This is a genomic window from Enterococcus sp. 4G2_DIV0659 (assembly GCF_002140715.2).
In the GTDB taxonomy this organism is placed as follows: domain Bacteria; phylum Bacillota; class Bacilli; order Lactobacillales; family Enterococcaceae; genus Enterococcus_L; species Enterococcus_L mansonii.
Map to the genome: position 1 here is coordinate 2172267 of NZ_NGLE02000001.1, position 19924 is coordinate 2192190.

A 19924-nucleotide genomic window follows, 5' to 3' on the forward strand; every position below is an offset into this window, starting at 1 on the left:
GATAACTAAGATGTTGTGAAAGCGCATACGTGATGTTGATCAGATCTAAAGCAGGTGTCTGTCAGGTTTGTAAAAAAAGAAAATGGAGGCAAAGTAATGGATTTAAAAGTTGGCGTCATTGGAACAGGTGCAATTGGAATCGAACATATTAGAAGAATCAACGAAAAAGTACAAGGTGCTTATGTTACAGCAGTTTCAGATATCAATGTGGAGCAAGCTCAGAAATTAGCGAATCAAATCAATGCCGTCTTTTTTGAGACAGGTGAAGAATTAATTGCTTCTTCCAGTGTAGATATTGTTGTTGTGACATCTTGGGATCCAACGCATGAAAAATACGTATTAGAAGCAATTAAACACAAAAAATATGTTTTCTGCGAAAAACCGTTAGCCACAGACAGTGCAGGGTGTAAACGGATCGTTGATGCTGAGATTGCTGCTGGAAAAAAATTAGTTCAGGTTGGTTTTATGAGAAGGTATGACCGCGGTTATATCGAATTGAAAGAAGCGATTGAAACGAAAAAATTTGGCGAACCGTTGATGTTGCATTGTGCACATAGAAATCCGACTGCAGATGAAAATTACCATACACCAATGGCGATCATCAACACAGGAATCCATGAAATCGATGCACTACGCTGGTTGCTTCAGGAAGATTATGTTTCTGCTCAAATGATTATGCCAAAACAAACGAGTTTCACCCATGAAAAATTACATGATCCACAAATGCTGATTTTAGAAACCACTTCTGGTATTCATATTGATTTAGAAATTTTTGTCAATTGTCAGTTTGGCTATGATATCAAGTGTGATGTTGTTTGTGAAACAGGTGAAATCGGGTTAGAAGACCCAGCGTATACCCATGTGAAATCAAAAGGGAAAGACTATACCAAGATCGCACCAGATTGGCAGACTCGTTTTATTGAAGCGTATGATTATGAATTTGAACTATGGGTTCGTTCGATACAATCAGGTAATTTAACTGGTCCGACCGCTTGGGATGGATATGTTGCTGCGGTTACGATGGATGCTTGTGGGCAGGCTAGAGATACAGGAGAACGAGCGTTGATCCAATTGCCGGATTGCCCGACACTATACAAATAAGATAAGGCATTAACTAAATGATTATCTAGCTTTGCGGCCTAGCCTCTTTTCCAATAGAGACATAGAGGCTAGGAAGTCCGCTGCGCTTTCAAAATTTAGGAGGCAGAAAAATGGAGAAAATCAAGGTAGGAATTGTCGGATTAGGACGCTTAGGAAAAGTCCATGCGAAAAATTTAGCTGAAAATGTTCAAGGGTGCGAATTAGTTGCGGCCTGTAGCTTTGTTCAAGAAGAATTAGCTTACGCTGTAGCAGAGTTAGGTGTGAAAGAAACCTACAACGAATATGAAAAAATGGTGGAAAGCCCATCAATCGATGCTGTTTTTATCGTTTCTCCTTCAGGCTTTCATTGTGAGCAAATTAAATTGGCGATGGAAAATGGGAAACATGTTTTTAGTGAAAAACCGATTGGATTGGGGATAGATGAGATAAAAGAAACCCAAAGTGTGATTCAAAGCTATCCGGATCAAGTATTCATGTTAGGGTTTATGCGTCGTTATGATGACTCATATCAATATGCCAAACAATTAGTAGATAACGGAGAATTAGGTGAGCTGACACTGATGCGTTGTTACAGTATTGACCCTAGCTCTGGCATGGAAAGTTTTGTGAAATTTGCTGGAGCCAGTGACAGCGGAGGGTTATTTATGGATATGTCAATTCACGATATTGATTTAGTTCGTTGGTTTATGAAAAAAGAAGTCCGTAGAGTCTGGGCAATTGGGAAAAATGCTGCCTATCCTGAGTTAGATGAAGTCGGAGAGTTAGAAACTGGCGCTGCTATGATGCAGTTAGAAAATCAGGCAATGGCTATTCTGATCGCGGGTAGAAATTGTCATCATGGTTATCACGTGGAGACAGAATTGATTGGAACTAAAGGGATGTTGCGAGTTGCGGCTGTACCAGAGAAGAATTTAGTAACGGTGATGAATGAACAAGGCGTTGTAAGAGCTTGCTCGCAAGACTTTCCAGAAAGATTTCGTGAAGCTTTTGTCAGCGAAGCAAAAGAATTTATTGACTGTATCAAAGAAAAACGTCAGCCCGAAGTCTCAGCGTATGATGGGTTGCAGTCGACAAAAGTGGCATTAGCATGTAAAAAATCATTTGAAACGAATGAGCTGGTTACACTTGAAGATGAATAAGCAATATTCCTTAGAAAGGGGAGAAAAAAATAAAATGAATGATTTAAAAATCCGTTTAGGGATTGCACCGATTGCCTGGACAAATGATGATATGCCAGAACTAGGCAAAGAAAATACCTTTGAGCAATGTGTTAGTGAAATGGCATTAGCTGGTTTTGTCGGCACTGAGATTGGTAATAAGTATCCTAAAGACCCGGATGTGTTAAGGTCATATCTTGATATTCGTGGATTATCAGTGGCGAGTGCTTGGTTTAGCGCATTTTTAACAACAAAACCCTATGAAGAAACAGAAAAAGCGTTTATCGAGCATATGAATTTTTTATATTTCATGGGAGCTAAAGTAATTGTTGTCTCAGAGCAAGGACATAGTATACAAGGGCAGATGAGTACACCGATTTTTAAAGAAAAACCTGTATTTACAGAAGAAGAGTGGCAAGCCTTGGCTTCTGGTCTAGAACGCTTAGGTGAGTTGGCGAATGCGAAAGATATGACGATTGTTTACCATCATCATATGGGGACTGGTGTACAAACGACAGAAGAAATCGACCGATTGATGGCACTGACTGATCCAAAGAAAGTTTCTTTGTTGTTTGATACTGGACACTTAGTTTTTTCTGGTGAAGAACCAATTGCTATTTATCAGAAGTATCAAGACCGTATCAAACATATCCATTTCAAAGATATTCGAAAAGATATAGCTAAACAAGTGAAAGAAACGGAACAAAGCTTTTTGAATGCAGTTAAGCTTGGCGTATTTACTGTTCCTGGAGATGGGATGATTGATTTCATACCAATTTGGGAAGCAATCGAAAATAGTGATTACGAAGGATGGATCGTTGTTGAAGCAGAGCAAGACCCAGCCAAGGCGAATCCTTTTGAATACGCAGTGAAGGCAAGAAAATATATTCGTGAAATCACAAATAGCTAAAAGTCGAAGAAGGAGCGGAATCGTATGAATCTATTTTCTCTCATTAGTTTTGTCGTGATTGTAGCGTGTGTATGGCTGTTTGCTTATCGTCGCGCTAGAGGCGTAGATACTTCAGGCTCAGAAGGGTTTTTTATGGGTGGGAGAAGTCTAACAGCCTTGCCAATTGCAGGTTCTATCATTATGACTAATTTATCTACAGAACAAATCGTTGGGCAAAATGGTCAAAGTTATCATGCAGGAATGGAAGTGATGGCTTGGGAAGTGACGGCGGCGATTGCGATCGTTGCTTTGGCAGTAATCTTTTTACCCAAATATTTTAAGTATGGTATTAATACTGTTTCGGATTTTATTGAAATCCGTTATGATACAGTGACAAAACGGGTTATTTCGATTTTATTCATTGTGACATACATGATTTCCTTTTTACCAGTTGTTTTATATTCAGGTTCGCTAGTGTTTAATAAAATTTTTCATATCGATGAACTCTTGGGTGTTCGACCGATCGTTGCCATTATTCTAGTTGCTTTCATCATCGGTTTGATCGGTATTCTTTATTTGTTGATTGGCGGGCTCTCGCTAAGTGCCAATAGTGATACCGTTTATGGTGTGGGATTGTTAGTTTGTGGACTAATGATTCCGATTTTAGGTGTGATGAAATTAGGTGATGGCAACTTTATTAGCGGTATTGACTATATTGTTGATCAAACGCCATGGTTGTTGAATTCAGTTGGAGCGATCGATTCTGCAATCGTGCCATGGCCAACCTTAATCACAGGTATGCTGTTTAATAATTTGTATTTCTGGTGTACAAATCAAATGATTGTACAAAAAGCTTTGTCAGGCAAAAACCTAGCGGAGGCTCAAAAAGGAGCATTTATTGTTGGGCTTTTCAAGGTATTCGGTGCCTTGTTCTTAGTCTTTCCAGGGATTGTGGCTCGAAATATTTTTGGAGAAGCATTGATGAACAATCCAGATAATGCCTATCCCTATTTAGTGACAGAAGTTCTGCCGCAAGCACTGTTTGGTGTTTTTGCTGCTGTGATTTTCGGTGCGATTCTCTCTTCTTTTGCAGGAGCTTTGAATGCTACTGCAACATTGTTTTCGCTAGATTTCTACAAACCTGTGATTAATAAACAGGCGGACGATCGACAAATTGCCCGCGCGGGAAAAATTGTTACTATAATAGTAGGCGTAATATCCGTTGTGGTAGCTCCGTTTATTTCATTTGCTCCGGCTGGTCTGTATCAATTCGTTCAAGAATTTAATGGATTGTACAATATGCCGCTGTTAGTGATTATCTTATTTGCCTTTTATTCTAAAAAAGCGACAGCGACTGCTGCGAAATCAACAATTGTTATTCATATTGTTTTGTATGCGTTGTCAAAAGTATTCTTAAAAGATATCCACTTTTTATATGTATTAAGCTTGTTGTTTTTCTTAGACGTGTTGATTATGCTGGTGATCTCCAAGTGGAAACCAGACGGCAACTTTGTCTTGGAATCATTCGATACAAAAGTAGATATTAAACCATGGCGTTATACAAAGGTTGTTTCTGTAGTCTTGGTTGTGATCGTCATTTTAACTTATATCGCTTTTTCTCCTATAGGTTTGGCAAAATTGTAATGCAGGGGAATTAAAATCATTTGGGAGGGGCTCATGTGGAAAAAAATATATTGATTGTCTGTGAGGCTGGAATCAGTGCATCGTTACTTGTCTCGAAAATTCTTGAAGCACTTAGGGACAAACAATTGGAGTATTCAATTGATTATGCACCAGTAAGCCGCATTCAAGAGAAACTTAATTTCAAAAATTATGATGTATTACTTCTAACGCCTCAAGTTGCAAGATATCAGGACAAGATCCAAAAAATCATCGATCAGGAAAAATGTACCTCTAAAATCGTATTTATAAAACCAGAAGATTTTCAATATATGAATGTTGAACGAATCATTAGCGACTTGTAAAAGAGTTTGAAAGGGTGGGAAGAGCGAAGGGGTTGCTTCTGCTCCTACCCTTTATTCGGTTTTTAGGGGGTCAAGATATAACGTTTAGAGTTATATCTTGATCCTTTTTTTGTATGATTATTTTATTAATTGAATCGTCTAAACGATTAAAAGTCTTCAATAAAATAGATGATTGAAGTTCCTTGGCAAACGAATAGGTCGTCAGAGGATATTTTCCGAAAAAAATGCTTGCAGTAAAAAAGTGTCTTTTTTATAAAAAAACCTTGCTATTACTATGTTTCTATAATATAATTACAAAGGTGCTATTTACAGAAGTGTAAAAAGCATTGGTAAATCAAGCTTTTGATCTACCGGCTAAGAAACGAGAGGTTGCGACACGCCCGGACGCTTTGCCACGAACGAGCGTGACGGAAAAATTTTCGTGGAGCTATGTCTACTTTCAAAATAGGCGAAGGAGGGAACAAGATGGCAAAACAAAAGATTCGTATCCGTTTAAAAGCGTATGAACACCGTATTTTAGATCAATCAGCGGATAAAATTGTGGAAACAGCAAAAAGAACTGGAGCTGACGTATCAGGTCCGATTCCATTACCAACAGAACGCTCACTTTACACAGTTATTCGTGCGACTCATAAATACAAAGATTCTCGCGAACAATTCGAAATGCGTACGCACAAACGTCTAATCGACATTGTGAACCCAACACCAAAAACAGTTGATGCTTTAATGAAGCTTGACTTACCGTCTGGTGTAAATATTGAAATCAAACTATAAAATTAAGATGGAGGTGTACTCATGACCAAAGGAATCTTAGGGAAAAAAGTGGGAATGACACAAATCTTTACTGAGTCTGGTGAATTAATTCCAGTAACAGTAGTTGAAGCTACTCCAAACGTAGTTTTACAAGTAAAAACTGTTGAAACTGACGGATACGAAGCTATCCAAGTTGGTTACCAAGACAAACGTGAAGTTTTATCGAACAAACCTGCGAAAGGTCATGTTGCAAAAGCAAACACGGCTCCTAAGCGCTTCATTAAGGAATTCAAGAATGTTGAGCTAGGAGAATACGAAGTAGGTAAAGAAATTAAGGTAGATGTTTTCCAAGCAGGAGACATTATTGATGTTACAGGAACTACGAAAGGTAAAGGATTCCAAGGCGTTATCAAACGTCACGGACAAAGCCGTGGACCAATGAGTCACGGATCTCGTTACCACCGTCGTCCTGGGTCAATGGGTCCAGTTGCACCTAACCGTGTATTTAAAAATAAAAAACTTGCTGGCCGTATGGGTGGCAACCGCGTAACAATTCAAAACCTTGAAATTGTTAAAGTGGACGCTGAAAGAAATGTAATCATGATCAAAGGTAACATTCCTGGAGCGAAAAAATCATTAATCACAATCAAATCAGCTGTGAAAGCTAAATAAGCGTAGGGAAAGGAGGAACTAAGGAATGCCGAATGTAGCATTATTTAAACAAGATGGAACTCAAAATGGTGAAATCACATTAAACGAAGAAATTTTCGGAATCGAACCAAATGAAACAGTTGTCTACGATGCAATCATCATGCAACGTGCTTCATTAAGACAAGGAACACACTCAGTTAAACACCGCGGAGAAGTTCGTGGCGGTGGCCGTAAACCATGGCGTCAAAAAGGAACTGGACGTGCCCGTCAAGGTTCAATCCGTTCACCACAATGGCGTGGAGGTGGCGTAGTTTTCGGACCAACACCACGTTCTTACAGCTACAAACTTCCTAAAAAAGTTCGTCGTTTAGCAATGAAATCTGTATTGTCAGATAAAGTTGCTGAAAACAACTTGGTAGCCGTTGATGCGTTAAGCTTCGATGCACCAAAAACAAAAGAATTCAAACAAGTTCTTACAAACTTATCTATTGATGCGAAAGTATTAGTTGTTTTAGAAGCAGGAAATGATTTTGCAGCGTTGTCTGCACGTAATCTACCTAACGTTTCTGTAGTAACTTCTGATAACGTAAGTGTTCTAGATATCGTTTCTAATACTAAAGTATTGGCAACACAAACTGCTCTTACTCAAATTGAGGAGGTGCTTGCATAATGAACTTACTAGACGTAATTAAACGCCCAGTGATCACTGAAAAATCCATGCTTGCTATGGACGAAAAGAAATACACTTTCGAAGTGGACACTCGCGCAAACAAAACATTAGTAAAACAAGCTGTAGAAGCAGCTTTTGACGGTGTTAAAGTTAAAAACGTAAACATCATCAACGTGCGTCCTAAATTCAAACGCATGGGTAAATATGCAGGATATACTAAAAAACGTCGCAAAGCTGTTGTGACATTAACAAATGATTCAAAAGAAATCCAAATTTTCGATGCTGCTGAATAAGCAGACCATGTTTAATCAATAAATGGGAGGGAAAAAGACGTGGCGATTAAAAAGTACAAACCTACCACAAATGGCCGTCGTAATATGACAGCGTCTGATTTCGCAGAAATCACGACATCAACACCAGAAAAATCGTTATTGGCGCCATTAAAAAACCATGCTGGTCGTAACAACAACGGTCGTATCACTGTTCGTCATCAAGGTGGCGGTCACAAACGTCAATACCGTTTGATCGACTTCAAACGTAACAAAGACAACGTTGTAGCGGTTGTTAAAACGATCGAGTATGATCCAAATCGTTCAGCTAACATTGCGTTAGTACATTACGAAGATGGAGTTAAAGCATACATCTTAGCACCAAAAGGATTAGAAGTAGGCATGCGCCTTGTTTCAGGTCCAGAAGCAGATATTAAAGTAGGGAACGCATTACCATTGGAAAATATTCCAGTAGGTACTGTTGTTCACAACATTGAAATGAAACCTGGTAAAGGCGGTCAATTGATTCGTTCAGCTGGAACAAGTGCTCAAGTACTTGGTAAAGAAGGCAAATACGTATTAATCCGTTTGAACTCAGGCGAAGTTCGTATGATCTTGGCAACTTGCCGTGCAACTGTCGGTGCTGTTGGTAACGAACAACACGAATTAATCAACATCGGTAAAGCTGGACGTTCTCGTTGGATGCGTAAACGCCCAACTGTACGTGGTAGCGTAATGAACCCGAACGATCACCCACACGGTGGTGGTGAAGGTAAACAACCGATTGGACGTAAAGCTCCAGTATCACCTTGGGGTCAACCAGCTATCGGCTTGAAAACTCGTAACAAAAAAGCTAAATCTGACAAACTTATCGTTCGTCGTCGTACTAAATAATTTTTTTGACCATGTGTCGTACATTTTGAGAGGAGGTTCACCATGGGTCGTAGTTTGAAAAAAGGACCTTTCGTCGATGAGCATCTAATGAAAAAAGTAGAAGCTCAAGAAGGTGCCGAAAAGAAAAAAGTAATTAAAACTTGGTCTCGCCGTTCTACAATTTTCCCACAATTCGTTGGGTTTACAATTGCAGTATATGATGGACGTAAACACGTTCCTGTATACATTCAAGAAGACATGGTAGGACATAAATTAGGTGAATTTGCACCAACTAGAACTTATCGTGGCCACGGAGCCGACGATAAGAAAACTAGACGTTAATTTTGAGGGGAGGAAATGCAAATGTCAGAACAAATTACATCAGCTAAGGCAACTGCAAAAACAGTTCGCACTTCACCTCGTAAAGCCCGTTTAGTAATCGATCTTATCAGAGGTAAAAGCGTTGCGGATGCAATTTCAATCTTGAAATTCACACCGAACAAATCAGCTGGAATCATTGAGAAAGTTTTAATGTCAGCAGTTGCTAACGCAGAAAATAACTTTGACTTAGACGTTGAAAACTTAGTAGTATCTGAAGCATTTGTCAACGAAGGACCAACAATGAAACGTTTCCGTCCACGTGCAAAAGGTTCAGCATCACCAATCAACAAACGTACAAGTCATCTTACAGTAGTAGTATCAGAAAAATAATCTGTTCTTAAACAGATGTCACTAGATAAGAGGAGGACTACGATTCTTGGTGCTTTAGCACTTAGAGTGAGTAGATACCGAACCTTTAAAGATTAAGAGGAGGGACAATCAGTGGGTCAAAAAGTACATCCAATAGGAATGCGTGTAGGCATCATCCGCGACTGGGATGCAAAATGGTATGCTGAAAAAGAGTATGCTGAGTTCTTGCACGAAGATTTAAGAATCCGTAAATTCATCGCGACAAAACTTGCTGATGCCGCTGTGTCTACAATTGAGATTGAGCGCGCTGCAAACCGTGTGAATATTTCAATCCACACAGCTAAACCAGGTATGGTTATCGGTAAAGGCGGATCTGAAGTCGAAAACCTGAGAAAATCATTAAATTCACTAACTGGCAAACGAGTTCACATCAACATCGTTGAAATCAAAAAACCAGATTTAGATGCAAAATTAGTAGGCGAAGGAATTGCACGTCAATTAGAAAACCGTGTTGCTTTCCGTCGTGCTCAAAAACAAGCGATCCAACGCACTATGCGTTCAGGCGCTAAAGGAATCAAAACACAAGTATCAGGTCGTTTAAACGGTGCTGATATCGCTCGTTCAGAAGGTTACTCTGAAGGTACAGTTCCACTTCACACTTTGCGTGCTGATATTGATTACGCATGGGAAGAAGCAGACACAACTTACGGAAAATTAGGAGTTAAAGTGTGGATTTACCGTGGAGAAATTCTTCCAACGAAAAAAAACACTGAGAAAGGAGGGAAATAATCATGTTAGTACCTAAACGTGTAAAACACCGTCGTGAATTTAGAGGTAAAATGCGTGGTGAAGCCAAAGGCGGAAAAGAAGTAGCATTTGGTGAATGGGGTTTACAAGCAACTGAATCTCACTGGATTACTAACCGTCAAATCGAAGCTGCCCGTATTGCTATGACTCGTTATATGAAACGTGGCGGGAAAGTATGGATTAAAATTTTCCCTCACAAATCTTATACAAGCAAAGCTATCGGTGTTCGTATGGGTAAAGGTAAAGGGGCACCTGAAGGCTGGGTTTCACCAGTTAAACGTGGTAAAATCATGTTTGAAATCGCAGGCGTACCTGAAGAAGTAGCTCGTGAAGCTCTTCGTCTTGCATCCCACAAATTGCCGGTGAAAACCAAAATTGTAAAACGTGAGGAAATGGGTGGTGAATCGAATGAAGGTTAAAGAAATCAGAGAATTAACCACTGCCGAAATGCTTGAAAAAGAAAAGCAATTCAAAGAAGAATTATTTAATCTTAGATTCCAACTAGCAACAGGTCAATTAGAAAACACTGCACGTATTAAAGAAGTACGTCAATCGATTGCACGCATCAAAACAGTATTGCGTGAACAAGCTAACTAATAGTGGAAGGAGGCCAAACGCGTATGACTGAAGAAAGAAATCAACGCAAAGTTTACCAAGGTCGTGTTGTTTCAGACAAAATGGATAAAACTATCACTGTTGTCGTAGAAACAAAGAAAAACCATCCTATTTATGGTAAACGTATGAAATATTCTAAGAAATACAAAGCTCATGATGAAAACAACACAGCAAAAGTTGGAGACATCGTAAGAATCATGGAAACTCGTCCATTATCAGCTACAAAACGTTTCCGTTTACTAGAGGTAGTCGAAGAAGCAGTTATTATCTAATAAAACGAGATTTTCCTATATAGATTGAAACATAAAATCTGAAAGGGGGATACACATCGTGATCCAACAAGAAAGCCGATTAAAAGTTGCAGACAACTCAGGTGCTCGTGAAATCTTAACGATTAAAGTACTAGGTGGTTCTGGACGTAAAACTGCTAATATTGGTGACGTGATTGTTGCTACGGTCAAACAAGCAACGCCAGGTGGAGTTGTTAAAAAAGGTGAAGTAGTAAAAGCCGTTATCGTTCGTACAAAATCAGGAGCTCGTCGTACTGACGGTTCTTACATTAAATTTGATGAAAATGCTGCGGTGATTATCCGTGATGATAAGAGCCCGCGTGGAACTCGTATCTTCGGTCCTGTTGCACGTGAATTACGTGAAAACAACTTCATGAAGATCGTTTCTCTAGCACCAGAAGTATTATAATCAGGACGCGTATCAAAGGAGGTGCGAAACAGTAATGTTTGTTAAAAAAGGCGATAAAGTAAAAGTTATCACTGGTAAAGACAAAAATAAAGAAGGCGTTGTATTAGCAGCGTTTCCTAAAAAAGACAAAGTCATCGTTGAAGGTGTCAACATCATGAAAAAACACCAAAAACCAAACCAAGCAGCGCCGCAAGGTGGAATCTTGGAAGTCGAAGCGCCAATTCATGTTTCTAATGTAATGGTGGTTGACGGTACAGGTGTAGCAGGTCGTGTTGGCTACAAAGAAGTCGATGGTAAAAAAGTCCGTGTTTCTAAAAAAACCGGTGAAGTCTTAGATAAATAGATTAATAGGAAGGAGGGGCTTACTAAATGAACCGCCTGAAAGAAAAATATATTAAAGAAATTACTCCAGCATTAGTGGAAAAATTTAATTATAGTTCAGTTATGCAAACACCTAAAGTTGATAAAATCGTTATTAACATGGGTGTGGGTGACGCTGTATCAAACGCAAAAAACTTAGATAAAGCAGTTGAAGAATTAGCCTTGATCACTGGTCAAAAACCATTGATTACTAAAGCTAAGAAATCAATCGCTGGTTTCCGTCTTCGTGAAGGAATGCCAATCGGTGCGAAAGTTACTTTGCGCGGAGAAAGAATGTACGAATTTTTAGATAAATTAGTATCAGTATCTTTACCTCGTGTACGTGACTTCCACGGTGTTAGCAAAAAAGCCTTTGACGGACGTGGTAACTACACTTTAGGTATTAAAGAACAATTAATCTTCCCAGAAGTTGATTATGATTTAGTAGATAAAGTACGCGGTATGGACATCGTTATTGTAACAACAGCAAACACAGATGAAGAATCTCGTGAATTGCTTGCACAATTAGGTATGCCATTCCAAAAATAATAAAAGGAGGCGAACTACGTGGCTAAAAAATCAATGATTGCTAAAAACAAACGCCCTGCAAAACATTCAACACAAGCGTATACTCGTTGTGAACGTTGCGGACGTCCACATTCAGTTTATCGTAAATTTCATCTTTGCCGTATTTGCTTCCGCGAACTTGCCTATAAAGGTCAAATTCCCGGCGTGAAGAAAGCTAGCTGGTAAACAAGTAAACTCGCATAAAGGAGGTAAATAGTTCAATGGTCATGACAGATCCAATTGCAGATTTTCTAACGCGCATTCGTAATGCAAACATGGTTAAACATGAAAGCTTAGAAGTACCTGCTTCAAAAATCAAACGTGATATCGCAGAAATCTTGAAACGTGAAGGTTTCGTACGTGATGTAGAATATATCGAAGATGACAAACAAGGCGTGATCCGTGTTTTCCTTAAATATGGTAAAAACGAAGAGCGTGTTATCACTAACTTAAAACGTATTTCTAAACCAGGCTTACGTGCTTATGTCAAATCTGATGAAGTACCTAAAGTATTAAACGGTCTAGGAATCGCAATCATCTCAACTTCTGAAGGTGTTATCACTGATAAAGAAGCAAGAGCAAAAAATATCGGCGGCGAAGTAATCGCCTACGTATGGTAATTTAAAAAAACACACAAGGAGGTGTCTCTAAGTGAGCCGTATTGGTAATAAAATCGTTGTACTTCCTGCTGGCGTTGAAGTCAAACAAGAAGGAAACAACATTACTGTAAAAGGACCTAAAGGTGAATTAACTCGTGAATTTTCTTCTGATATCACAATGAATATCGAAGGAACTGAAGTGACTTTCACTCGTCCAAACGATAGCAAAGACATGAAAACAATTCACGGAACAACTCGTGCCAACTTCAACAACATGGTCGTTGGTGTAAGTACAGGTTTTGAAAAAGGACTTGAACTTATCGGGGTTGGGTACCGTGCTCAAATGCAAGGGACTAAATTAGTTCTTAACGTTGGGTACTCTCATCCAGTAGAAATCACACCACCAGCTGGTGTAACTGTAGAAGTACCTTCGAACACACAAGTAATTGTTAAAGGCGCTAACAAAGAACACGTTGGTGAATTAGCAGCAAACATCCGTGGCGTTCGTCCTCCAGAACCTTATAAAGGCAAAGGAATCCGCTATGTTGGTGAATTCGTACGCCGTAAAGAAGGTAAAACTGGTAAATAATAAGAGATGTGTAGGAAAATCGCTTAGAAGTGAGCAACAAGAAAAAGCTGTTTTAATGAAGCTTGTCTTCATTAAAAGAGATTTTGCTTGTGTCACAGCTTCTATTTTCCGCAACTCGTTGATTGCCTGAAATGGTAGTCCAATAAAATTAAAGAGGTGACAATTGTGATTACAAAACCAGATAAAAACAAAACACGTCAAAAGAGACATCGTCGTGTACGTAACAAAATCTCTGGTACTGCTGAGTGCCCACGCTTGAACGTATTCCGTTCTAACAAAAACATCTACGCGCAAATCATTGATGACGTAGCGGGTGTAACGCTAGCAAGTGCCTCTGCCTTAGATAAAGAAATTTCAGGTGGAAATAAAACAGAAACAGCCGCAGCTGTTGGTAAATTAATTGCTGAACGTGCCGCTGAAAAAGGCATTAAAGTAGTAGTCTTTGACCGTGGTGGATACCTTTACCATGGCCGCGTGCAAGCTTTAGCTGAAGCAGCGCGTGAAAATGGACTAGAATTTTAGGAGAAGGAGGAACACCATTCATGGTTTATATTGATCCAAAACACTTGGAATTAGAAGACCGCGTTGTTGCTATCAACCGCGTAACTAAAGTTGTTAAAGGTGGACGTCGTCTACGCTTTGCAGCACTAGTTGTTGTGGGAGATAAAAACGGTCACGTTGGCTTTGGGACTGGTAAAGCACAAGAAGTGCCAGAAGCAATCCGTAAAGCAATCGAAGACGCGAAGAAAAACTTAGTTGAAGTGCCTATGGTTGGTTCTACCATCCCTCACGAAGTGATCGGAGTATTTGGTGGTGGCCGCATCCTTATGAAACCTGCAGTAGAAGGTTCTGGGGTAGCCGCTGGTGGACCAGTTCGTGCCGTATTGGAATTAGCTGGTGTAGCAGATATTACATCAAAATCATTAGGTTCAAACACACCAATCAACGTTGTTCGCGCAACAGTTGAAGGGTTAAAACAATTAAAACGTGCCGAAGAAGTGGCAGCACTTCGCGGTAAAACTGTAGAAGAAATCTTAGGATAAGGAGGACAAAAGAATGGCTGAATTAAAAGTAACATTAAAACGCAGCGTTATCGGACGTCCTCAAAACCAAAAAGATACAGTAAAAGCACTAGGTTTAGGTAAACTAAACAGCTCTGTTGTGAAACCTGCGAATGAAGCTATCAAAGGTATGATCAACACTGTGTCACATTTAGTGGACGTTGAAGAAGTTTAATTTACAATAGTACATTGTTTAAGGAGGTGCCAAACCAATGAAACTTCATGAATTGAAACCTGCTGAAGGTTCACGCCAAGTACGTAACCGTGTTGGACGTGGTACTTCATCTGGTAATGGTAAAACTGCCGGCCGCGGACAAAAAGGGCAAAAAGCTCGTTCAGGTGGTGGTGTAAGACTAGGATTTGAAGGGGGTCAAACTCCATTATTCCGTCGTTTACCAAAACGCGGCTTCACAAATATCAACCGTAAAGATTATGCAGTCATCAACTTAGATGTCTTAAATCGTTTCGAAGATGGAACTGAAGTTACACCTGCAGGACTTATCGAAGCTGGAATCGTGAAAAACGAAAAAGCTGGAATCAAAGTTTTAGCTAATGGTGAATTAACGACTAAAAAATTAACAGTGAAAGCAGCTAAGTTCTCTAAAGCAGCAGAAGAAGCAATTGTTGCAGCTGGTGGATCAATCGAGGTGATCTAATGTTTAAACTATTAAAAGATGCTTTTAAAGTCAAAGACATTAGATCAAAAATTTTGTTTACTGTATTCATTCTTTTTATATTTCGTTTAGGTGCGCATATAACTGTACCTGGCGTAAATGCAAAAGGATTGCAAGACTTAAGCAATTTGCCATTTTTAAATATGTTGAATATGGTCAGTGGTAGTGCCATGCAAAATTTCTCTATCTTCTCGATGGGAGTTTCGCCTTACATTACAGCATCGATCATCATTCAATTATTACAAATGGATATCATTCCAAAATTTGTAGAATGGTCGAAGCAAGGTGAAGTTGGACGTAAGAAATTGAATCAAGCAACAAGATATCTAACGATTGTCTTGGGTATTGCTCAATCTATGGGGATTACCGCAGGATTCCAAAGCTTAAGTTCAGTTGGGGTTGTGAAAAATCCAAACTTCAATACCTATGTAATGATCGCTGTGATTTTAACGGGTGGAACAATGTTCGTTACTTGGTTAGGAGAACAAATTACTGAAAAAGGGATTGGAAATGGTGTTTCAATGATTATCTTCGCGGGGATTATTTCTCGTTTACCAGAAGGAATCAAAGAGATCGTTGACGATTACTTTATCAATATTGAGTCTTCACGAATTTGGCAATCTGCGATTTTTATTGTGATTTTGATTATTGCAATTTTAGCTGTTGTTACATTAGTAACATTTTTCCAGCAAGCAGAACGAAAAATTCCGATCCAATATACAAAACGTGTTTCCGGTGCACCAACGAGTAGTTATTTACCATTAAAAGTAAATGCTGCAGGTGTTATCCCAGTTATCTTTGCAAGTTCGCTAATTGCAACGCCGAACGCTGTTTTACAAGCCTTCTCTAAGAATTATGCTGGTGAAGGTTGGTATGATGTAATGACACAAATTTTTAGTTACAATACCGTTCCAGGTGCAATTATTTATACTGTGCTGATCGTGGCTTTCACATTCTTCTATGCGTTTGTTCAAGTAAATCCTGAGAAATTATCGGAAAACTTGCAAAAACAAGGAAGCTATATTCCAAGCGTACGACCAGGTAAAGGGACAGAAGAATATATTTCTGGAATGTTAATGAGACTAAGTGTTGTCGGTTCTATATTCCTAGGTTTGGTTGCATTATTACCAATCATTGCTCAAATGATTTGGAAATTGCCGCAATCTATCGGTCTAGGAGGAACGAGCTTACTGATTGTTATTGGTGTTGCATTAGAAACAGCTAAACAATTAGAAGGTTTAATGTTGAAACGTCAATATGTTGGCTTTATCAATAAGTAGGAGTTTTGTGTTGAGGATCATCCTCAGCACCATTCTTCCTTAGCTATCCAAAGCCAGCCTTTAAAATTAGGAGGAAAAGAAATGAACCTCATTTTAATGGGATTGCCTGGTGCAGGCAAAGGGACTCAAGCAGAAAAAATCGTTGATACTTACGATATTCCACATATTTCTACAGGGGATATGTTCCGTGCTGCTATGAAAAACGAGACTGCTCTTGGCTTAGAAGCGAAATCTTATATCGATAAAGGTGCTTTGGTTCCAGACGATGTAACAAATGGAATTGTCAAAGAACGTTTGGCTGAACCAGATACTGATAAAGGTTTTTTATTAGATGGTTTTCCACGTACGTTGGAGCAAGCAGAAGCATTAGATAAAATGTTAACAGAATTAAACAAAAAATTGATGCTGTCATCGACATCCATGTTGAAGAAGACGTTTTGGTTGATCGTTTAGCAGGACGGTTTATCTGCCGGACATGCGGAGCGACTTACCACAAAATCTTCAATCCTCCAAAAGAGGAAGGAACATGTGACCGTTGTGGCGGACATGAATTTTATCAAAGAGAAGATGATAAGCCTGAAACGGTTAAAAACCGTCTGGCAGTAAACATCAAAAGCAGTGCACCGATTTTAGACTTTTACAAGGCTAAAAACGTGTTGCATACAATAGATGGTAATCGCGAGATCGATACTGTTTTTTCTGAAGTGAAACAAATCATTGAAAAAAGATAGTTGTTTGAATTGCCCGCAGCCTACCATTTTGTTTGATTCAGATTCTCTTGCCAAATAGAATAATTTATGATAGAATATATCAGTCCGACTTCTACCTTTTTTAAAGAAGAAGTTTAATTGAAAATTCTAGGTGGGAGCTGAAGTTTCCGCCATTTTATCGTGTGAAAATGCGAAACAAGTACAAGGAGGTACTGTGCGTGGCAAAAGAAGATATGATTGAAGTCGAAGGTACAGTCGTCGAAACTTTGCCGAATGCAATGTTTAAAGTTGAACTAGAAAATGGACACCAAGTTCTTGCAACTGTTTCCGGTAAAATCCGTATGCACTATATTCGAATTTTACCTGGGGATAAAGTGACTGTAGAGTTATCTCCATATGATTTAACTCGTGGTCGAATCACTTATCGCTTTAAATAATTGTACTCCGTAAAATTCAGGGAGGTATTATCATGAAAGTAAGACCATCAGTAAAACCAATGTGTGAACATTGTAAAGTAATTCGCCGTAAAGGACGTGTTATGGTCATTTGCCCAGCAAATCCAAAACATAAACAACGTCAAGGATAATAGGAGGTGTAACGAATAATGGCTCGTATTGCAGGAGTAGACATCCCTCGTGATAAACGTGTAGTAATTTCCCTTACTTATATTTTTGGTATTGGTAACACTACTGCTAAACAAGTATTAGCAAACGTTGGCGTATCTGAAGATATTCGTGTTCGTGATTTAACGAATGATCAAACAGATGCTATCCGTGCGGAAATTGATAAGTTAAAAGTTGAAGGTGATCTTCGTCGTGAAGTGAACTTGAACATCAAGCGTTTGATGGAAATCGGTTCATACCGTGGAATCCGTCACCGTCGTGGATTACCAACTCGTGGACAAAACACGAAAAATAATGCACGTACTCGTAAAGGCCCAGCTCGTACTGTAGCAGGCAAGAAAAAATAATTCCTAAGTGAAGGAGGTTAGATCTTCATGGCAGCAAAAAAAGTTAGTCGTAAACGCCGTGTGAAAAAGAATATAGAAACTGGGATTGCACATATCCATTCTACATTCAACAATACAATTGTAATGATCACTGACAGTCATGGTAATGCATTAGCATGGTCATCTGCAGGTTCATTAGGTTTTAAAGGAAGTAAAAAATCAACACCGTTTGCAGCTCAAATGGCCGCAGAAGCTGCAACTAAAGCAGCACAAGAACACGGACTTAAAACTGTTGATGTAACAGTTAAAGGACCAGGTTCTGGACGTGAAGCAGCGATTCGTTCATTGCAAGCAACAGGTTTAGAAGTGACTGCAATTCGTGACGTGACTCCAGTTCCTCATAATGGATGCCGCCCTCCAAAACGCCGTCGTGTTTAATGAGCGCCACTCATTCTGAGTTTGAATTAAGAACGTCATTGAACAAGACACTTTTCGTTTTGAAAGGGGTATAGATAAGAATGATTGAATTTGAAAAACCAAGAATCGAAAAAATTGATGAGAATAGAGATTATGGCAAGTTCGTCGTTGAACCACTGGAAAGAGGTTACGGGACTACTTTAGGTAATTCTCTACGTCGTATTTTATTATCTTCTCTGCCGGGAGCGGCTATTACAAATATTCAGATCGATGGTGTGTTGCATGAATTCTCTACCATTAAAGGTGTGAGAGAAGACGTAACTCAAATTATTTTGAATATTAAAGGTTTAGCTCTTAAGCTTTATGCAGAAGAAGAAAAAACCCTTGAGATCGATATTACAGGACCTGCTACAGTAACTGCTGGCGATATTATCGTTGACAGCGATGTTGAGATCTTGAATAAAGATTTAATTATCTGTAGTGTCTCTGAAGGAGCTACTTTCCATGCTCGCTTAACAGTGAAACCTGGTCGTGGCTATGTTCAAGCAGACGAAAACAAAAAGGAAGATATGCCAATTGGTGTTCTCCCTGTTGATTCCATCTATACACCAGTTCGCCGTGTAAACTACCAAGTAGAAAACACTCGTGTTGGTCGTCGTGATGACTTTGACAAATTAACAATGGAAATATGGACTGATGGTTCAATCATTCCTCAAGAAGCCCTTAGCTTAGCTGCTAAGATCATGACGGAGCATTTAGACATCTTTGTTAACCTTACTGATGAAGCGAAAAACGCTGAAATCATGGTTGAAAAAGAAGAAACACAAAAAGAAAAAATGCTAGAAATGACCATCGAAGAACTAGACTTGTCTGTTCGTTCATACAACTGTTTAAAACGTGCAGGTATTAACACTGTACAAGAACTTACAAATAAATCTGAACCAGAAATGATCAAAGTACGTAATTTAGGTCGTAAATCTCTTGAAGAGGTTAAACTAAAATTACATGATTTAGGTTTAGGCTTACGTAAAGACGATTAATACTTTTTACGAAGGATGCTAGTCCGTCTTTCCTTTAGTTTTTAGTCGGACTGTATACGAAACTTAGTGAAGGAGGAAAACCAACGTGGGTTATCGTAAATTAGGACGCACATCAAGCCAACGTAAGGCAATGTTGCGTGACTTAACTACTGATTTAATTATCAATGAACGTATTGTTACGACTGAAGCTCGTGCGAAAGAAATCCGTTCAACTACAGAAAAAATGATTACTTTAGGCAAACGTGGAGATCTTCATGCCCGTCGTCAAGCAGCTACTTTTGTACGTAACGAAGTTGCTAGCGTACGTGAAGAAGACGAAAAAATCGTTGTTGAATCAGCTTTACAAAAATTATTCAACGATCTTGCACCTCGTTACGCAGAACGCCAAGGTGGTTACACTCGTATCTTGAAGACAGAACCAAGACGCGGAGATGCAGCACCAATGGTAATTATTGAATTTGTTAAATAATCAAACTATACCGTCACTTTATAGATGATTCTTTTAGAGTGTTATGATGT

The 19924-nt window shown here is 39.1% G+C and carries 33 protein-coding genes and 1 pseudogene; all 34 read left to right on the top strand.

Translation table 11 applies throughout. The features are described 5' to 3' along the window. Window positions 1-96: 96 nt before the first annotated feature. The 34 genes and pseudogenes from A5880_RS09930 to rplQ all read left to right on the top strand — a co-directional run bounded on the left by A5880_RS09930 (window position 97) and on the right by rplQ (window position 19874). Complete coding sequence (locus A5880_RS09930) at window positions 97-1101, top strand: Gfo/Idh/MocA family protein (protein ID WP_086330802.1); 1005 nt, start codon at window positions 97-99, stop codon at window positions 1099-1101. A 110-nt stretch (window positions 1102-1211) separates the two neighbouring features. Further along, window positions 1212-2240, top strand: coding sequence for an inositol 2-dehydrogenase (iolG, locus tag A5880_RS09935; protein ID WP_086330803.1), 1029 nt, complete (start codon window positions 1212-1214; stop codon window positions 2238-2240). 34 nt (window positions 2241-2274) lie between these two features. Next, entirely contained in the window at window positions 2275-3168 is an 894-nt protein-coding gene (gene iolE / locus A5880_RS09940; RefSeq protein ID WP_086330804.1) for a myo-inosose-2 dehydratase, read from the top strand. Between the two features lie 24 nt (window positions 3169-3192). Continuing rightward, window positions 3193-4791 carry a solute:sodium symporter family transporter gene (locus A5880_RS09945; protein WP_086330805.1) on the top strand — a complete coding sequence of 533 codons (1599 nt, stop codon included), beginning with the start codon at window positions 3193-3195 and terminating at the stop codon, window positions 4789-4791. Window positions 4792-4826: 35 nt separating this feature from the next. Continuing rightward, window positions 4827-5132: a PTS sugar transporter subunit IIB gene (locus A5880_RS09950; RefSeq protein WP_086330806.1), complete on the top strand. Its 306-nt coding sequence runs from the start codon at window positions 4827-4829 to the stop codon at window positions 5130-5132. A 465-nt stretch (window positions 5133-5597) separates the two neighbouring features. Beyond that, the gene (gene rpsJ / locus A5880_RS09955) at window positions 5598-5906 is read left to right on the top strand and encodes a 30S ribosomal protein S10 (RefSeq protein WP_002389727.1); all 309 of its coding nucleotides are present in this window, start codon (window positions 5598-5600) and stop codon (window positions 5904-5906) included. Between the two features lie 21 nt (window positions 5907-5927). Further along, window positions 5928-6557, top strand: a complete 630-nt coding sequence (gene rplC, locus A5880_RS09960) for a 50S ribosomal protein L3 (RefSeq protein WP_086330807.1) — start codon at window positions 5928-5930, stop codon at window positions 6555-6557. Between the two features lie 25 nt (window positions 6558-6582). Then, window positions 6583-7206, top strand: coding sequence for a 50S ribosomal protein L4 (gene rplD / locus A5880_RS09965; RefSeq protein WP_086330808.1), 624 nt, complete (start codon window positions 6583-6585; stop codon window positions 7204-7206). Continuing rightward, on the top strand, window positions 7206-7499 hold the full coding sequence (locus A5880_RS09970; RefSeq protein WP_069662422.1) for a 50S ribosomal protein L23: 294 nt from the start codon (window positions 7206-7208) through the stop codon (window positions 7497-7499). The genes rplD and A5880_RS09970 overlap by 1 nt, the downstream gene beginning before the upstream one ends. A 39-nt stretch (window positions 7500-7538) precedes the next feature. Beyond that, on the top strand, window positions 7539-8369 hold the full coding sequence (gene rplB / locus A5880_RS09975; protein ID WP_086330809.1) for a 50S ribosomal protein L2: 831 nt from the start codon (window positions 7539-7541) through the stop codon (window positions 8367-8369). A gap of 42 nt (window positions 8370-8411) precedes the next feature. After that, on the top strand, window positions 8412-8690 hold the full coding sequence (gene rpsS, locus A5880_RS09980; protein ID WP_069635460.1) for a 30S ribosomal protein S19: 279 nt from the start codon (window positions 8412-8414) through the stop codon (window positions 8688-8690). 21 nt (window positions 8691-8711) lie between these two features. Further along, a complete protein-coding gene (gene rplV, locus A5880_RS09985) occupies window positions 8712-9059 on the top strand; it encodes a 50S ribosomal protein L22 (RefSeq protein WP_069635459.1) in 348 nt (115 codons plus the stop codon). Between the two features lie 111 nt (window positions 9060-9170). Beyond that, a complete protein-coding gene (gene rpsC / locus A5880_RS09990; protein WP_086330810.1) occupies window positions 9171-9827 on the top strand; it encodes a 30S ribosomal protein S3 in 657 nt (218 codons plus the stop codon). A gap of 2 nt (window positions 9828-9829) precedes the next feature. Continuing rightward, on the top strand, window positions 9830-10264 hold the full coding sequence (gene rplP / locus A5880_RS09995) for a 50S ribosomal protein L16 (RefSeq protein WP_002356208.1): 435 nt from the start codon (window positions 9830-9832) through the stop codon (window positions 10262-10264). Further along, entirely contained in the window at window positions 10254-10442 is a 189-nt protein-coding gene (rpmC, locus tag A5880_RS10000) for a 50S ribosomal protein L29 (RefSeq protein WP_010766220.1), read from the top strand. The genes rplP and rpmC overlap by 11 nt, the downstream gene beginning before the upstream one ends. Before the next feature lie 23 nt (window positions 10443-10465). Beyond that, window positions 10466-10732: a 30S ribosomal protein S17 gene (gene rpsQ / locus A5880_RS10005; protein ID WP_010761681.1), complete on the top strand. Its 267-nt coding sequence runs from the start codon at window positions 10466-10468 to the stop codon at window positions 10730-10732. Between the two features lie 58 nt (window positions 10733-10790). Then, window positions 10791-11159, top strand: coding sequence for a 50S ribosomal protein L14 (rplN, locus tag A5880_RS10010; RefSeq protein ID WP_010766218.1), 369 nt, complete (start codon window positions 10791-10793; stop codon window positions 11157-11159). Between the two features lie 34 nt (window positions 11160-11193). Further along, window positions 11194-11502: a 50S ribosomal protein L24 gene (rplX, locus tag A5880_RS10015; RefSeq protein WP_086330811.1), complete on the top strand. Its 309-nt coding sequence runs from the start codon at window positions 11194-11196 to the stop codon at window positions 11500-11502. 26 nt (window positions 11503-11528) lie between these two features. Then, window positions 11529-12068, top strand: a complete 540-nt coding sequence (gene rplE, locus A5880_RS10020) for a 50S ribosomal protein L5 (protein ID WP_069635456.1) — start codon at window positions 11529-11531, stop codon at window positions 12066-12068. A gap of 18 nt (window positions 12069-12086) precedes the next feature. Beyond that, window positions 12087-12272, top strand: coding sequence for a type Z 30S ribosomal protein S14 (locus tag A5880_RS10025; RefSeq protein WP_002356214.1), 186 nt, complete (start codon window positions 12087-12089; stop codon window positions 12270-12272). Window positions 12273-12307: 35 nt separating this feature from the next. Continuing rightward, a complete protein-coding gene (rpsH, locus tag A5880_RS10030; RefSeq protein ID WP_010770626.1) occupies window positions 12308-12706 on the top strand; it encodes a 30S ribosomal protein S8 in 399 nt (132 codons plus the stop codon). A 31-nt stretch (window positions 12707-12737) separates the two neighbouring features. Continuing rightward, a complete protein-coding gene (rplF, locus tag A5880_RS10035) occupies window positions 12738-13274 on the top strand; it encodes a 50S ribosomal protein L6 (protein ID WP_086330812.1) in 537 nt (178 codons plus the stop codon). Window positions 13275-13439: 165 nt separating this feature from the next. Beyond that, a complete protein-coding gene (rplR, locus tag A5880_RS10040) occupies window positions 13440-13796 on the top strand; it encodes a 50S ribosomal protein L18 (protein WP_086330813.1) in 357 nt (118 codons plus the stop codon). Between the two features lie 20 nt (window positions 13797-13816). Further along, complete coding sequence (gene rpsE, locus A5880_RS10045; RefSeq protein ID WP_086330814.1) at window positions 13817-14317, top strand: 30S ribosomal protein S5; 501 nt, start codon at window positions 13817-13819, stop codon at window positions 14315-14317. A 13-nt stretch (window positions 14318-14330) separates the two neighbouring features. Beyond that, window positions 14331-14510, top strand: a complete 180-nt coding sequence (rpmD, locus tag A5880_RS10050; RefSeq protein WP_010761673.1) for a 50S ribosomal protein L30 — start codon at window positions 14331-14333, stop codon at window positions 14508-14510. A 37-nt stretch (window positions 14511-14547) separates the two neighbouring features. After that, the gene (gene rplO, locus A5880_RS10055) at window positions 14548-14991 is read left to right on the top strand and encodes a 50S ribosomal protein L15 (protein WP_010761672.1); all 444 of its coding nucleotides are present in this window, start codon (window positions 14548-14550) and stop codon (window positions 14989-14991) included. Continuing rightward, on the top strand, window positions 14991-16289 hold the full coding sequence (gene secY, locus A5880_RS10060) for a preprotein translocase subunit SecY (protein ID WP_086330815.1): 1299 nt from the start codon (window positions 14991-14993) through the stop codon (window positions 16287-16289). Before rplO ends, secY begins: the two co-directional genes overlap by 1 nt. An 81-nt stretch (window positions 16290-16370) precedes the next feature. Continuing rightward, a pseudogene (locus A5880_RS10065) lies at window positions 16371-17020 on the top strand (adenylate kinase). A 197-nt stretch (window positions 17021-17217) separates the two neighbouring features. Then, window positions 17218-17436 (top strand): translation initiation factor IF-1, encoded by a 219-nt coding sequence (gene infA, locus A5880_RS10070; protein WP_002356224.1) that lies wholly within the window; start codon window positions 17218-17220, stop codon window positions 17434-17436. Between the two features lie 32 nt (window positions 17437-17468). Beyond that, a complete protein-coding gene (gene rpmJ, locus A5880_RS10075) occupies window positions 17469-17585 on the top strand; it encodes a 50S ribosomal protein L36 (RefSeq protein WP_002288710.1) in 117 nt (38 codons plus the stop codon). Window positions 17586-17603: 18 nt separating this feature from the next. Continuing rightward, window positions 17604-17969, top strand: coding sequence for a 30S ribosomal protein S13 (gene rpsM / locus A5880_RS10080; RefSeq protein ID WP_086330817.1), 366 nt, complete (start codon window positions 17604-17606; stop codon window positions 17967-17969). 27 nt (window positions 17970-17996) lie between these two features. Continuing rightward, entirely contained in the window at window positions 17997-18386 is a 390-nt protein-coding gene (rpsK, locus tag A5880_RS10085; RefSeq protein WP_010761668.1) for a 30S ribosomal protein S11, read from the top strand. An 80-nt stretch (window positions 18387-18466) separates the two neighbouring features. Continuing rightward, window positions 18467-19405, top strand: coding sequence for a DNA-directed RNA polymerase subunit alpha (locus A5880_RS10090; RefSeq protein WP_010761667.1), 939 nt, complete (start codon window positions 18467-18469; stop codon window positions 19403-19405). Window positions 19406-19490: 85 nt separating this feature from the next. Further along, complete coding sequence (rplQ, locus tag A5880_RS10095; RefSeq protein WP_010761666.1) at window positions 19491-19874, top strand: 50S ribosomal protein L17; 384 nt, start codon at window positions 19491-19493, stop codon at window positions 19872-19874. Window positions 19875-19924: the final 50 nt, after the last annotated feature.

Coding starts and splice junctions, on each gene's coding strand:
- rpsJ (WP_002389727.1), top strand. CDS start 5,598: ATGGCAAAACAAAAGATTCGTATCCGTTTAAAAGCGTATGAACACCGT.
- rpmC (WP_010766220.1), top strand. CDS start 10,254: ATGAAGGTTAAAGAAATCAGAGAATTAACCACTGCCGAAATGCTTGAA.
- iolG (WP_086330803.1), top strand. CDS start 1,212: ATGGAGAAAATCAAGGTAGGAATTGTCGGATTAGGACGCTTAGGAAAA.
- rpsS (WP_069635460.1), top strand. CDS start 8,412: ATGGGTCGTAGTTTGAAAAAAGGACCTTTCGTCGATGAGCATCTAATG.
- rplC (WP_086330807.1), top strand. CDS start 5,928: ATGACCAAAGGAATCTTAGGGAAAAAAGTGGGAATGACACAAATCTTT.
- rplV (WP_069635459.1), top strand. CDS start 8,712: ATGTCAGAACAAATTACATCAGCTAAGGCAACTGCAAAAACAGTTCGC.
- rplD (WP_086330808.1), top strand. CDS start 6,583: ATGCCGAATGTAGCATTATTTAAACAAGATGGAACTCAAAATGGTGAA.
- rpmD (WP_010761673.1), top strand. CDS start 14,331: ATGGCTGAATTAAAAGTAACATTAAAACGCAGCGTTATCGGACGTCCT.
- rpsQ (WP_010761681.1), top strand. CDS start 10,466: ATGACTGAAGAAAGAAATCAACGCAAAGTTTACCAAGGTCGTGTTGTT.
- A5880_RS09930 (WP_086330802.1), top strand. CDS start 97: ATGGATTTAAAAGTTGGCGTCATTGGAACAGGTGCAATTGGAATCGAA.
- rpsE (WP_086330814.1), top strand. CDS start 13,817: ATGGTTTATATTGATCCAAAACACTTGGAATTAGAAGACCGCGTTGTT.
- rplP (WP_002356208.1), top strand. CDS start 9,830: ATGTTAGTACCTAAACGTGTAAAACACCGTCGTGAATTTAGAGGTAAA.
- rpmJ (WP_002288710.1), top strand. CDS start 17,469: ATGAAAGTAAGACCATCAGTAAAACCAATGTGTGAACATTGTAAAGTA.
- rplO (WP_010761672.1), top strand. CDS start 14,548: ATGAAACTTCATGAATTGAAACCTGCTGAAGGTTCACGCCAAGTACGT.
- rplX (WP_086330811.1), top strand. CDS start 11,194: ATGTTTGTTAAAAAAGGCGATAAAGTAAAAGTTATCACTGGTAAAGAC.
- rpsH (WP_010770626.1), top strand. CDS start 12,308: ATGGTCATGACAGATCCAATTGCAGATTTTCTAACGCGCATTCGTAAT.
- A5880_RS09945 (WP_086330805.1), top strand. CDS start 3,193: ATGAATCTATTTTCTCTCATTAGTTTTGTCGTGATTGTAGCGTGTGTA.
- rplE (WP_069635456.1), top strand. CDS start 11,529: ATGAACCGCCTGAAAGAAAAATATATTAAAGAAATTACTCCAGCATTA.
- rpsK (WP_010761668.1), top strand. CDS start 17,997: ATGGCAGCAAAAAAAGTTAGTCGTAAACGCCGTGTGAAAAAGAATATA.
- rpsM (WP_086330817.1), top strand. CDS start 17,604: ATGGCTCGTATTGCAGGAGTAGACATCCCTCGTGATAAACGTGTAGTA.
- A5880_RS09970 (WP_069662422.1), top strand. CDS start 7,206: ATGAACTTACTAGACGTAATTAAACGCCCAGTGATCACTGAAAAATCC.
- A5880_RS10090 (WP_010761667.1), top strand. CDS start 18,467: ATGATTGAATTTGAAAAACCAAGAATCGAAAAAATTGATGAGAATAGA.
- iolE (WP_086330804.1), top strand. CDS start 2,275: ATGAATGATTTAAAAATCCGTTTAGGGATTGCACCGATTGCCTGGACA.
- secY (WP_086330815.1), top strand. CDS start 14,991: ATGTTTAAACTATTAAAAGATGCTTTTAAAGTCAAAGACATTAGATCA.